Raw genomic sequence first — 12,913 nt, forward strand, 5'->3', positions numbered from 1 at the left:
AGTTTAATGAATATTTTCAGCGATCAGAATGACGCTAAAAAAATAAATCGTATTGCCACGAAATTCGCTGCACTAAAAAATCAAAACCGGAAAGCACTCATTCCATTTATTACCGCCGGTGATCCTAATCCGGAAATAACCATTCAATTGATGCATCAGCTGGTTCAATCGGGTGCTGATATCGTTGAGCTGGGGGTGCCTTTTTCCGACCCTATGGCGGATGGACCAACAATTCAAAGATCATCCGAGCGCGCGTTAAAGCATCACGTCAGTCTGCATGATGTTTTGCATATGGTGGGCGAGTTCAGAAAAACGGATAGCACGACACCGGTTGTTTTAATGGGATACGCTAATCCGGTTGAAGCCCTGGGTCATGCAGCCTTTGCCGCCAAAGCAAAGGAGTGCGGCGTCGATGGTGTTTTGATCGTCGATTATCCCCCTGAAGAATCGGCTGAATGGGTGCAATGTCTGGAGCAACAAGAAATCGATGCGATCTTTTTGCTGTCCCCGACAACACCGCAGGCACGCATTGAGCAAGTGGCGAAAATGGCCAAAGGTTACATTTACTATGTTTCCCTAAAAGGAGTGACCGGCGCATCCCACTTGGATCTTCAAGATGTGAGCGCGATGCTGGCACAATTACGCCAATATATTGCATTGCCGATCGGCGTCGGATTTGGCATTCGCGATGGCGCAACAGCCAAGGCAGTCGCCGATCTGGCCGATGCCGTCGTGGTTGGCAGCCGCATCATCGAGGAAATCGAGAAATCTCCGGAAGCCGAATTGCTCGGGAACGTAGGAAATCTGATCGGCACCTTGCGTAAAGCCATTGATGAGAATTGAAACAATGTTTAACACGTTTTAGGAAACGTTACAGATGAGCTGGTTTCAGAACATTATCCCGCCAAAGATCAAGAGAAAAGAAGCGGGTGAAAAGAAAATAGTGCCGGAAGGCTTGTGGAGTAAGTGCCGCACCTGTGAAGCGGTTTTATACTACACGGACCTGGTCAAGAATTTGAATGTCTGCCCTAAATGTGATTTTCATAATCGTATTTCGGCAAGGAACCGTCTCGATCAACTGCTGGATCCAGAGGGACGGTATGAAATCGGTGCTGAAGTGATTGCCACTGATGCGCTGAAATTCAAAGATAGCAAACGTTATACGGATCGCCTGACGCAAGCGAAAGAAAACACCGACGAGCAAGATTCCTTAGTGGTGTTGCAAGGCACCATCAAAACGATGCCAGTTGTTGTTGCGGTATTTGAATTCGGTTTTATGGGTGGTTCGATGGGCTCGGTCGTTGGCGAACGATTCGTGCGCGGCGTTAAAACCTGCATTGACCATCATTTGCCTTTTATTTGTTTCAGCGCCAGTGGCGGCGCCCGCATGCAAGAAGGTTTATTCTCCTTGATGCAAATGGCGAAAACAACGGCCGTGCTGACTAAGCTGAGTCATCGTAAATTACCGTTCATATCGGTTCTGACCGATCCGACGATGGGTGGCGTATCCGCCAGTTTTGCTTTTCTTGGCGATGTAGTGATCGCCGAACCCGGCGCGCTGATTGGTTTTGCCGGTCCGCGTGTCATTGAGCAAACGGTGCGTCAAACCCTTCCCGATGGCTTCCAGCGCGCTGAATTTTTATTGCAGCATGGTGCGATCGACATGATCGTGGACCGGCGGCAAATGCGTGACAAGATTGTCAATCTCTGCACGCAACTGATGCGTATTCCTGCGCCCATTCCTTAAACACCGTTTGATCATTTCACTTCCTGTTAAATACAGGCACGCCAAATGGAAGCTGATTCGCTTGCTGATTGGTTAACGTATCTGGAATCGCTTCATCCCAAAACGATTGAAATGGGACTGGCGCGTGTCAACCTGGTTCGATCCAAGCTTGCTTTAATACCACAATTTCCCATTATTATGGTGGGGGGCACAAATGGTAAAGGGTCGGTTTGTGCAATGCTGGAGTCGATATTATGCTGCGCTGGCTACAAGGTGGGATGTTATACCTCGCCGCATTTGCTGCGCTATAACGAACGTGTCCGCATCGATAAGAATGAAGTGGATGATAAAAGCCTGTGCGATGCTTTTGCACACATCGATGCCGCCAGAAAGGACTGCGATACTTCGTTGACTTTTTTTGAGTTTGGCACATTGGCGGCGGTGCATATATTTATTCAAGCGCGTGTTGATGTGGCGATCTTAGAAGTCGGTCTTGGTGGACGCCTGGATGCGGTGAACATATTCGACGCGCATTGTGCAATCGTAACCAGTATCGATCTTGATCACATGGATTATCTGGGAGATACGCGGGAAAAAATAGGTTTTGAGAAAGCCGCGATTTTTAGAAAAGGCAAACCGGCTATTTGTGCGGAAGCTGATATACCGGATTCCGTTCATCAGCACATTGAAACTTCCGGTGCCCAATTTTTCCGTTTGAACAAAGAGTTTGGTTACTCAAACAAAGGCATGCAATGGGATTACTGGGGGCCGAAAGGGTGGCGGCATTCTCTTCCATACCCTGCGCTCCGGGGTGTCAAGCAACTGCAAAATGCCAGTGCTTGCCTGGCCGCATTGGATACCTTGTGTGAATTGTTACCGGTCAGTATGAAAGACATCCGGCAAGGATTGGGCGAAGCCGTCATACCGGGTAGATTTCAAATGGTTTCCACGCAACCGATGATCATTTTGGATGTCGCACACAATCCCGCTGCGGCCGCTGTTTTAGCGGAAAATTTGACGGCGACGAAGCCATCCGGCCACACCTATGCGGTATTTTCCATGTTGCAAGACAAGGATATCCAAGGCGTCATTCGGGCATTAAAAAACGACATCGATTTCTGGTTAGTATCGGCTATACAATCTCCTCGCGCCGCATCGGCCGATTATTTGATCAATGAAATTCATAAAGCGGGTATTTCGAGCGATGCGGATGTCATTTACCAGTTTTCCGACAGTGTTGCGGCTTTTGTTTTTGCCTGTGAACAAGCCGGTAAAAATGATAGAATTTGCATATTTGGATCGTTCTATACGGTAAGCGGCGTGTTGCAGTATTTGGGCACACAACAGAGCAGGTAATAATCGGCTATTTCAAATGAATAAAAATATCAGTGAAGAAGAATTATTACTCAGGAAACGCGCAAGGCGGCGTCTGGTTGGCGCTATCATACTGGTACTTGCTGCTGTGATTGTACTGCCGGCTATATTCGATGAGCCAAAAGGCGGAAGTGAAAAACAGGAAATTGCTATCAATTTGCCGACGTCTAAGAGCAACAGAAACGATTTGGCGCTCAAAGAAGAGTCTGTGAGCAGTGAATATTCCGGCATGGACGATGAGGCGTCGCCTGAGTTACCCGGCAAATCGAAAGCAGGTTCACAACACCATGATGAATTCTCTGGAATGTCGAATGACCAGAAACGCATTCCAATCCCAGGTATTAAACCCAAATTTGACCGGCGTCCGGTAGCCGTCGCTCCAGAAGTGAAAAACAACGCAGTAGTAAATACCGCCGCAACTGCACCTGCCCCTGCGCCTGCGGCAACATCAATAAGTCCATCCGTGGCAGCATCTGTAGCAGTACCGATGGATGTAGCTAAAGCGTTTGTCGTGCAACTGGGCGCATTTTCCGATCAAACGAAAGCCAAGCAGCAGCAAGCCAATCTATTATCGAGCGGGTTTAAAGCCTACACTGAAACATTGAAAGTCGATCACAATGAGGTGACGCGTGTACGGATCGGTCCTTTCACGACACGAAGCGCTGCCGAAGCCGAATTAAAGAAACTAAAAAAGATTGGACTGGACGGTGTAGTGGCTCCCAAATAAGCTGATCATGGAATGGCTTTTATTTTCTGTTATGAATCAACGAAAATGGGACTGATTTTAACTGATGACCGCGTTTGATTATGTTGTTTCCGGTATTTTTCTTGTTTCAATACTTTTAAGTATTTTCCGGGGATTTGTCCGGGAAACGCTATCCATTGCCGGTTGGGTAGTTGCTTTTATAGTAGCCAGTGCGTACGGATCGTTTTTTGAGCAATTTTTACCGGTTGAAATTGTCGGTGAGACATTGCGCATTTCGATTGCCTTTGTTTTAACGTTTCTTGCGGTATTGCTGATCACTGCACTGGGGACTATGTTGCTCACTTCATTAATTAAAGGCATCGGACTGGGATTCATCGACCGATTGTTTGGCTCTATTTTTGGCCTGTTAAGGGCGCTGGCGATTGTTACGTTACTGACTTTAATCGCCGGCTTAACGACAATTCCAAATCAGGTATTTTGGCAGCAAGCAGTTTTGAGTCGTCCTTTGGAAGCGATTGCACTGCAAGTGTTACCTTGGCTTCCGGCCGATCTGTCAAAGCGCATTAGTTTTGAACGAAAAGAAAATCTTTAAGATGGACCAGGGAAAACAAAATTAACGGAGCATTTCTATGTGTGGAATTCTCGGCATTGTTGCAAAATCACCCGCCAATCAGTTACTTTATGATGGTTTGCTCATGTTGCAGCATCGCGGGCAGGATGCAAGCGGCATTGTAACAGCGCAAGGGAATACTTTTCACATGCATAAAGGTTTGGGTTTGGTGCGTGATGTATTTCGCACCAGAAACATGCGTGCATTGGCAGGTAATATCGGTATCGGACATGTGCGTTATCCGACCGCCGGATCAGCTAACTCATCAGCCGAGGCGCAGCCTTTTTATGTCAACTCGCCATTCGGCATCGTATTAAGCCATAATGGCAATTTAACCAACGCGGAGCAACTGAATCAAGAATTGTTCAGAACCGATTTGCGGCATGTGAATACCAATTCCGACTCGGAAGTTCTGCTCAATGTGCTAGCGCATGAATTGCAAGAAAGCACGCGCAATTGCCAGCTCGATCCCGCTACTATTTTTGCTGCGGTGGCCGGTGTTCATAAACGCTGCAAAGGCGCTTATGCGGTGGTGGCGATGATCGCAGGATATGGATTGTTAGCCTTTCGCGATCCCTATGGCATACGGCCATTGGTTTTTGGTACTGCAGAAAATGAATTGGGCGATGAGTATCTGATCGCATCGGAAAGTGTCGCGCTGGATACGCTGGGTTTTAAATTAATACGCGATATACAGCCCGGGGAAGCCATTTTTATCGATGAAGACGGCAATTTTTACAATAAGCAGTGCGCCCCCGATGCTTCGTTGAATCCTTGTATTTTTGAATATGTTTATCTAGCCCGGCCCGATTCCGTTATCGACGGTATCTCAGTTTACGAAACGCGATTAAACATGGGAGAGCATCTGGCTGAGAAAATCAGAAATACGATGCATCATTTGGATATCGATGTGGTCATCCCAATTCCCGATTCCAGCCGCCCAAGCGCCTTACAGCTTGCCAACAGCTTGGGCATTGATTTTCGTGAAGGATTTGTCAAGAATCGCTATGTCGGCCGCACCTTCATCATGCCGGGGCAGCAGCAGCGGCGTAAATCCGTGCGGCAGAAACTGAATGCCATGAGTATCGAATTTCGCGGCAAGAATGTTATGTTGGTGGACGATTCCATTGTTCGCGGCACGACGAGCCGGGAAATTGTTCAGATGGCGCGCGAGGCGGGTGCGAATAAAATTTACTTTGCTTCCGCAGCTCCGCCGGTGCGATATCCGAATGTGTACGGTATCGACATGCCGACGCGTCAGGAATTGATCGCGACTGATCGTACGACAGAAGAAATTTGTAATGAAATTGGTGCAGATTATTTGATTTTTCAAGATCTGGATGCACTAAATCATGCTGTCTCAAAAGTATTGCCTGCGGTTAAAAGTTTTGAAACTTCATGTTTCAACGGTGATTATATAACCGGGGACATTACTCCCGAATATTTACAAACCTTGGAGTTACAGCGTAATTCCAATCATTCGGTATTACAAACTAAACTCAATACACAATTGGATCTGAGTTTGGTTTTTTCCGAATAGCATACTGAGCAGGGCATTCAATAACCATCATGTCATTTTGAGTCTTGCTATTTGCCGCTCATTTTTCTATGCATAATAAACTTTTCCTGATTTCTATCAATATCGTTTTCGCTCAAGGTTCATCTTATGTCCGATCATTTACAGCCTGAAACGCTGGCACTCCACACCGGAGTTCATCGCAGTCAATTCAACGAACACTCCGAAGCCATGTATCTGACTTCCAGTTTCGTTTTTGAGAGCGCCGCTCAAGCGGCCGCGCGATTCTCCGGTAACGAGCCGGGTAACATCTATTCCAGGTTTACCAATCCCACCGTCACTGCGTTTGAAGAACGGCTGGCCGCATTGGAAGGGGCCGAAGCCTGCATCGCAACTTCTTCCGGTATGTCGGCAATATTGGCCTGCACGATGGGGTTATTGTCGGCGGGCGACCATATCGTCGCATCGCGCAGTTTATTTGGCGCGACAGTCAATTTATTCAATAACATATTGAAACGCTTCAATATCGACACAACTTTCGTATCGGCGACCGATGCGCAATCATGGCAAGCTGCGATACAACCCAATACCAAGCTGTTTTTTCTGGAAACACCGTCCAATCCATTAACGGAAATCTCCGATATCGCGGAACTGAGTAAAATCGCCAAGAAAGCAGGCGTTTGGCTGGTGGTCGATAATTGTTTTTGTACTCCTATTTTGCAGAAGCCGCTTGAGTTAGGCGCTGACATCGTGATTCATTCCGCGACCAAATATTTGGACGGGCAGGGTAGAGTATTGGGCGGTGCTGTGCTCGGTAAGCGCGAATTGCTGATGGATGGCGGAATCTATGGATTCTTGCGCACTGCCGGGCCGACACTGAGTGCCTTCAATGCCTGGGTGATACTGAAGGGTCTGGAAACGCTCAAGTTACGCATAGAAGCGCACTCGGCAAATGCGTTGCAAATAGCGCAATGGCTTGAGGCACAACCGAATGTGACGCGTGTTTTTTATCCCGGCTTAGCCTCGCATCCGCAGTATGCCTTAGCACAACGTCAGCAAAAATCCGGCGGCGGGATTGTGACGTTTGAAGTAAAAGGCGGCAAGGAAGCTGCTTGGCGTGTCATCGATTCGACGTGTTTGATATCAATTACCGCCAATCTGGGCGATGCGAAAAGCACGCTGACCCATCCGGCCACAACAACCCATGCGCGTATCAGTCAAGAAGCACGGGATGCTGCCGGTATCACCGATGGATTATTGCGTATTGCAGTGGGACTGGAAGCGGTGCAGGATCTGCAAGCTGATTTGCACCGCGGACTGACATAATGGCACGATGACATCGTGATGAACGGCTGCCGGATTGCGATTAAATCACTTCGGCTTTTTCGATGATGACATTTTCAAGTGGAACATTCTGGTGGCCTGCGTGATCACCCGTTTTGACCTTCTTGATTTTATCCACTACATCCTGACCTTCGACCACTTTACCGAACACGCAATAACCGAAACCCTGCGGCGTTGAAGATTTGTAATTCAAAAAGCCGTTATTAGTGACATTGATGAAGAATTGCGCCGTTGCGGAATGAACATCGGCCGTACGAGCCATCGCGATGGTATACGCATCGTTTTTAAGTCCGTTGGCAGCTTCGTTCTGAATAGGCGATTGAGTCTTTTTTTGCTTCATTCCAGGTTCAAGCCCACCCCCTTGAATCATAAAGTCGTCAATAACACGATGAAACAATGTATTGTCGTAAAATCCGCTGGTCACGTAATTTAAGAAATTCTGTACGGTTTCCGGCGCTTTCTCGCTATCCAGTTCAAGCGTAATAACACCATAATTGGTTTGTAATCTGACCATATTTATCCTATGTAAAGTGATGAATTTGTTATTGCGTATTTTTCTCGAGCGCGGGCAGTTTTATCACATCTTCAATAATGACACTGCTTTTCGGGACATCACCGCCAAAAGGGCCACCCGATCCGGTCGGTAGCGATGCGATCTTGTTGACAACTTCCATGCCGGAAACCACCTTGCCGAATACCGCATATCCGTAGCCATTCTGAGTCGGCGCTTTGTAATTCAGGAATGCATTATTGGCGACATTAATGAAAAATTGCGCGGATGCCGAGTGCGGGTCCGAAGTCCGCGCCATCGCAATGGTTCCGGGTTCATTTTTTAAACCGTTACCAGCCTCATTTTGGATCGGCGATCGTGCCGGTTTTTGTTTCAATGCGGTATCGAATCCTCCGCCTTGAATCATGAAACCAGCAATCACGCGGTGAAATACGGTATTTTTGTAAAATCCATCGTCAACATATTGCAGGAAATTCTCAACGGTTTTCGGTGCTTTGTCCGGGTAAAGCTCGAGAACGATACTGCCTAAATTGGTTTTCATTTCAACCCGGGTCTCTGTCGCATGAACAGGTAAGCACAGCGCAATTAACAATAAAAAAATCAGAATTTGATAGCGATGCATAGTTAAGTATCCTAAGTGGCAAGTAGCGGGTAAGGGCTTTGCGCCTACGTTATGTTATACTCGCAGGCTATTTCAAAAAGCGCTGGAACGGCCAGATTCTATCAAGAAGATGGCTAACTCTACAATTTTATCTGTTGACCTTATGCTCAAAATTTATAACTCAATCGCCCGGGAAAAACAAGATTTTGTTCCAATAACACCTGGAAAAGTAAAAATTTATGTGTGCGGTATGACGGTTTATGATTATTGTCATTTGGGACATGCGCGAGTTTTGGTGGTTTTCGATACGGTTATCCGCTGGTTCAAGGCCAATGATTTTGCAGTCAGTTATGTAAGGAATGTAACTGATATTGATGACAAAATTATCAAGCGTGCACAGGAAAACAATGAATCGATCGAAACACTGACACAACGTTTCATTCAAGCGATGAATGAGGATTCGGCCGCGCTGGGTGTTTTGCCGCCGAGCCACGAGCCGCGAGCGACGGACTTTGTTGAGCATATGATTGCAATGATCAGCACGCTGGTGGAAAAACGGTTGGCTTATCATGCGAAAAATGGCGATGTGTATTATTCCGTGCATGATTTTCCCAGTTACGGAAAACTTTCCGGTAAATCCCTGAACGACCTGCGCGCAGGGGAGCGCGTCGAGATTGATTCAAGTAAAAAAGACCCGCTGGATTTTGTGTTGTGGAAATCGGCTAAGCCGGGCGAGCCGTTCTGGGAATCTCCTTGGGGCAGGGGACGTCCGGGCTGGCACATCGAATGCTCGGCAATGAGCGAACAGTTATTAGGCATTCATTTTGATATTCATGGCGGCGGACAGGATTTGCAGTTCCCGCATCATGAAAATGAAATCGCACAAAGCGAAGGTGCGCATGATCATCCTTTTGTCAATTACTGGATGCATAATGGGTTTGTCCGCGTCGACAACGAAAAAATGTCGAAGTCGCTGGGCAATTTCTTCACCGTGCGCGAGATTCTAAAATTTTACCAACCGGAAGTGGTGCGCTTTTTTATTCTGCGCGCGCACTATCGCAGCCCATTGAATTATTCCGATCAACACCTCAGAGACACCAAGCTTGCGTTGGATCGATTGTATATTGCGCTCAAAGACGTCGGTCCGGTCAATGCGATAGTGCTTGATTGGAATAATGCCTATGCGCAGCGATTCCAAATGGCCATGAATGATGATTTCAATACGCCGGATGCAATTGCTGTTTTGTTTGATCTGGCGAGCGATATCAATAAATCGGGCTCAAAAGAGAATGCCGGACTACTGAAAACACTGGGTGGTTTACTCGGTCTTTTGCAGCAGAATCCGCAAGAGTATTTGCAGAATACAATCGCTACCGGCCCATCGGATGCTTTGACCCCGGATGACATCGAGCTGCTGATTCAACAACGCATCAGCGCACGTAAAGAAGGCCGGTACTCCGATGCCGACGCTATTCGTAAAAATCTGCAACAACAGGGCATCATCCTCGAAGACGGCGCGGAAGGAACGACTTGGCGCCGCACTTAGGGAAGCGCTGATTAATTGACTGCACGAGCGAATTGCTTCGTTGCGCGGTACTCACTCCCTCGCCTATCAGATTGATATGTCTCGGTTGTTGCGTTCCGTGCGCCTCGCCCTTCATCACGTTCGTTGAATTAATCAGCGCTTCCTTAGTGAACCTATCTCACGGACGCTGAATTTTCCACAGATAAAGCGTGGAATTGGAAAAATCATCGAGTTTGATGCTTTTATCCGCTGTCACACCGGGAATGGTAAATGTGTTGCTAATCAACAGACTTCCCGGACGCATTTCCTTACCGGCCTTTTCCCATAACGCTGCCATCGGCACCGGTGACAGATAAGCGTAAACGACATCGTATTGCGAAAAATCCTGTTGCCAGAAATCTCCCCACACGATTGTGCAGTTTGGAACACCCAGAAAGCTTCTTAATTTACTGATCAGGAAAGGTAAGGGAGCTGATTCAATTCCGTGAAACTGACCGTTCTGATGTGTTCTGGCTAGATTATTCAACAGACCGCCACATCCGCTGCCCAGATCGACAAAAGAAAATCGCTCTTTGCCTGGCAGTAGTGATTCCAACGCTTGATTGGCACGTTGACTGGAAAGATACAGCGGTACTTGGGTTTTATAGGTTTTTCCATAGACCAGCCATAGGCCGATAAAAAATACCAGGAACCATGTTGAAGAAATATTCCATGTCAGTGCAACAACAACCAGCGGTATGAAACCCAAATGAATAGCAGCCCACCATACCGGCATGCGGATGAAATAACTGAGTAATCCCGCCAATGACCCTTGTGCCAAACTCCACTCAAATATACTCAAACTGGGAAAAGCTTGTGACAAGATAATCAAATAAACCGTCAGAATGGTCACAATCTGAATAAGCAGTGCGGCAATGCCGGGGTGGATTCGTTTTAACATGATAAATTATTGAGTTAATTATGGATTCTGCAATATTTCTTTACTCGGCTCAGCCTGCATATCAACATCGATGGTCTGCCCATCCACCGTCACGGCTTTCTCGGCTTTTTCGTTCATGACGACGATGCTGATGCGGCGGTTGATCGGATTGACAGGGTCTTCCTTGTCAAACAATACCGCAGATGACAAACCGATCACTTGCAAAACCTTGTTGGTATCCATGCCGCCAATAATCAGCTCGCGGCGCGAAGCATTCGCGCGATCCGCCGATAATTCCCAGTTACTGTAACCTTTGTCCCCGGTAGGGAAAGGTTTGCCGTCGGTATGGCCGGAGAGACTGACTTTATTCTCGACATCATTGAGCATTTTGCCAATCTCGCGCAAAATGGTTTTGGTATACGGCTGCAAATCGGCTTTTCCCAGTGCAAACATAGGGCGATTTTGTTCATCGACAATCTGAATTCTTAAGCCATCGGACGTGATATCCAGCAAAAGCTGATTGGCGAATTTTTTCAATGTAGGATTGTTTTCAACCGCTTCTTCAATTTTTTTCTTCAAGCCTTCCAATTTAATGCGCTCAATGCGCTCCCTCATAATTTTCTTGGCTTGGATGTCGTCTTTAATTTCACCCTTTTTCACTTCGCCGTGCTGCCGGGTCAGATCGGTGCCGCCACCTTTCAATATGCTACTGGTTTCGCCAATGGACGATCCGCCCGTCATGGCGACTTTGAGCGGTGTTTTGAAATACTCCGAGATGCCTTCCAATTGACTCTTGGTGGATGATCCCAGCAGCCACATGAGTAAGAAGAATGCCATCATGGCTGTGACAAAGTCAGCGTAAGCAATTTTCCAAGCGCCGCCGTGATGACCACCGGCAACTTTCTTGATTCGCTTGATGACTATCGGGCGTTGTGAAAGATCATCAGCCATAATTATTCTCGCAATTCAAATGGAACATCATTCCGGAGCGGTTATTTTGATTTACTTTGTTTGACATGCTCTTCCAGTTCCAGGAAAGACGGTCTTTCAGTCGTGAATAGCACTTTGCGGCCAAACTCAATGGCCAGAACCGGTGAATAGCCGTTCAAATTGGCCAATAACGTGATTTTGATGCACTCAAACATCTTGCTGGACTCATGAAGATTATGTTCGAGTTTGCTCGACAGCGGACTGACGAATCCATACGCCAATAAAATTCCCAGGAAGGTACCGACCAGCGCCGCGGCAATCAAAATACCCAATTCGGAAGGTGGAAGATGAACGGATTCCATCGTATGCACCACCCCCATCACCGCAGCGACAATACCGAAAGCCGGTAATCCATCGCCGAGTTTGGCGACCACATGAATCGGCACTTCGCCTTCCTGATGGTGTGTTTCCAGTTCACTGTCCATCAGACTTTCGATTTCGAGCGAATTGAGGTTCCCGCCGACCATTAAGCGCAAATAATCGGTGATAAATTCGGTGATATGATGATCGGCCAGTATGTCCGGGTATTTGGTGAAAATAGGGCTGCTGGAGGGATCGTCGACATCGCCTTCAATCGACATCAGTCCTTCTTTGCGGATTTTTCCCAGTACTTCGTACAGCAGTGTCATCAAATCCATGTACAGCGCTTTGGTATATTTGGAACCTTTGAAAACAGTCGGTAACGCTTTCAATGTGGCTTTGAGCGCTTTATTCGAGTTGCCGACGACAAAAGCGCCTACTGCGCCGCCGCCAATCATGAGCAATTCGACCGGCTGCCACAGCGAAGCGAGATGCCCGCCTGCCAGTGCAAAGCCGCCAAAAACAGAAATAATGATGATGAGATAACCAACGGATACAAGCATTGCGATGACTCCCTCGAATGTAATTACGCAATTTTTTGATGGCAAATTCTGGAGTGAGAAGTTAACACATCACCTTGGAATTCATTCTTGGAGATAAAGTCGGTTTTTTCCCGGTATTTCCGGGTTTTTTTATTGCTTGCGGATTTCTTTTACAGAAACAACAGGTAAGGTTGTTCAAGAAGATGCTGTGATTTCTTCATGAAAAAGATAACTTTTGCATGAATAACG

General features: G+C 47.1%; 13 protein-coding genes. 8 read left to right on the top strand and 5 right to left on the bottom strand.

Annotated features, from left to right (window positions below):
• The first annotated feature begins 42 nt into the window (after positions 1 to 42).
• From trpA to R2083_RS06655, 7 genes are all read left to right on the top strand, one after another.
• On the top strand, positions 43 to 843 hold the full coding sequence (trpA, locus tag R2083_RS06625; protein WP_317538982.1) for a tryptophan synthase subunit alpha: 801 nt from the start codon (positions 43 to 45) through the stop codon (positions 841 to 843).
• A gap of 34 nt (positions 844 to 877) precedes the next feature.
• The gene (accD, locus tag R2083_RS06630; RefSeq protein ID WP_317530814.1) at positions 878 to 1,747 is read left to right on the top strand and encodes an acetyl-CoA carboxylase, carboxyltransferase subunit beta; all 870 of its coding nucleotides are present in this window, start codon (positions 878 to 880) and stop codon (positions 1,745 to 1,747) included.
• A gap of 45 nt (positions 1,748 to 1,792) precedes the next feature.
• On the top strand, positions 1,793 to 3,082 hold the full coding sequence (folC, locus tag R2083_RS06635) for a bifunctional tetrahydrofolate synthase/dihydrofolate synthase (RefSeq protein ID WP_317537943.1): 1,290 nt from the start codon (positions 1,793 to 1,795) through the stop codon (positions 3,080 to 3,082).
• A gap of 16 nt (positions 3,083 to 3,098) precedes the next feature.
• Positions 3,099 to 3,827, top strand: coding sequence for an SPOR domain-containing protein (locus R2083_RS06640; RefSeq protein WP_317537944.1), 729 nt, complete (start codon positions 3,099 to 3,101; stop codon positions 3,825 to 3,827).
• 64 nt (positions 3,828 to 3,891) lie between these two features.
• Positions 3,892 to 4,398, top strand: a complete 507-nt coding sequence (locus R2083_RS06645) for a CvpA family protein (protein WP_317530811.1) — start codon at positions 3,892 to 3,894, stop codon at positions 4,396 to 4,398.
• A 37-nt stretch (positions 4,399 to 4,435) separates the two neighbouring features.
• Positions 4,436 to 5,956, top strand: a complete 1,521-nt coding sequence (gene purF / locus R2083_RS06650; protein WP_317530810.1) for an amidophosphoribosyltransferase — start codon at positions 4,436 to 4,438, stop codon at positions 5,954 to 5,956.
• A gap of 126 nt (positions 5,957 to 6,082) precedes the next feature.
• Entirely contained in the window at positions 6,083 to 7,258 is a 1,176-nt protein-coding gene (locus tag R2083_RS06655) for an O-succinylhomoserine sulfhydrylase (protein ID WP_317537945.1), read from the top strand.
• A 40-nt stretch (positions 7,259 to 7,298) separates the two neighbouring features.
• On the opposite strand, the gene R2083_RS06660 is transcribed toward R2083_RS06655, so the two are convergent.
• On the bottom strand, positions 7,299 to 7,790 hold the full coding sequence (locus R2083_RS06660; RefSeq protein ID WP_317537946.1) for a peptidylprolyl isomerase: 492 nt from the start codon (positions 7,788 to 7,790) through the stop codon (positions 7,299 to 7,301).
• Between the two features lie 28 nt (positions 7,791 to 7,818).
• Positions 7,819 to 8,409, bottom strand: a complete 591-nt coding sequence (locus R2083_RS06665; RefSeq protein WP_317530807.1) for a peptidylprolyl isomerase — start codon at positions 8,407 to 8,409, stop codon at positions 7,819 to 7,821.
• Between the two features lie 142 nt (positions 8,410 to 8,551).
• Between R2083_RS06665 and cysS the strand changes: the two genes are divergently transcribed.
• The gene (gene cysS, locus R2083_RS06670) at positions 8,552 to 9,934 is read left to right on the top strand and encodes a cysteine--tRNA ligase (RefSeq protein ID WP_317530806.1); all 1,383 of its coding nucleotides are present in this window, start codon (positions 8,552 to 8,554) and stop codon (positions 9,932 to 9,934) included.
• A gap of 157 nt (positions 9,935 to 10,091) precedes the next feature.
• Here the strand turns inward: cysS and R2083_RS06675 are convergent, their stop codons facing one another.
• The 3 genes from R2083_RS06675 to motA are packed head-to-tail and all read right to left on the bottom strand — an operon-like array spanning position 10,092 to position 12,685.
• Positions 10,092 to 10,853 carry a class I SAM-dependent methyltransferase gene (locus tag R2083_RS06675; RefSeq protein ID WP_317537947.1) on the bottom strand — a complete coding sequence of 254 codons (762 nt, stop codon included), beginning with the start codon at positions 10,851 to 10,853 and terminating at the stop codon, positions 10,092 to 10,094.
• Positions 10,854 to 10,871: 18 nt separating this feature from the next.
• On the bottom strand, positions 10,872 to 11,783 hold the full coding sequence (gene motB / locus R2083_RS06680; RefSeq protein WP_317530804.1) for a flagellar motor protein MotB: 912 nt from the start codon (positions 11,781 to 11,783) through the stop codon (positions 10,872 to 10,874).
• Between the two features lie 41 nt (positions 11,784 to 11,824).
• Positions 11,825 to 12,685: a flagellar motor stator protein MotA gene (gene motA / locus R2083_RS06685; RefSeq protein ID WP_317530803.1), complete on the bottom strand. Its 861-nt coding sequence runs from the start codon at positions 12,683 to 12,685 to the stop codon at positions 11,825 to 11,827.
• Positions 12,686 to 12,913: the final 228 nt, after the last annotated feature.

This window comes from Nitrosomonas sp. Is35 (assembly GCF_033063295.1).
GTDB lineage: Bacteria > Pseudomonadota > Gammaproteobacteria > Burkholderiales > Nitrosomonadaceae > Nitrosomonas.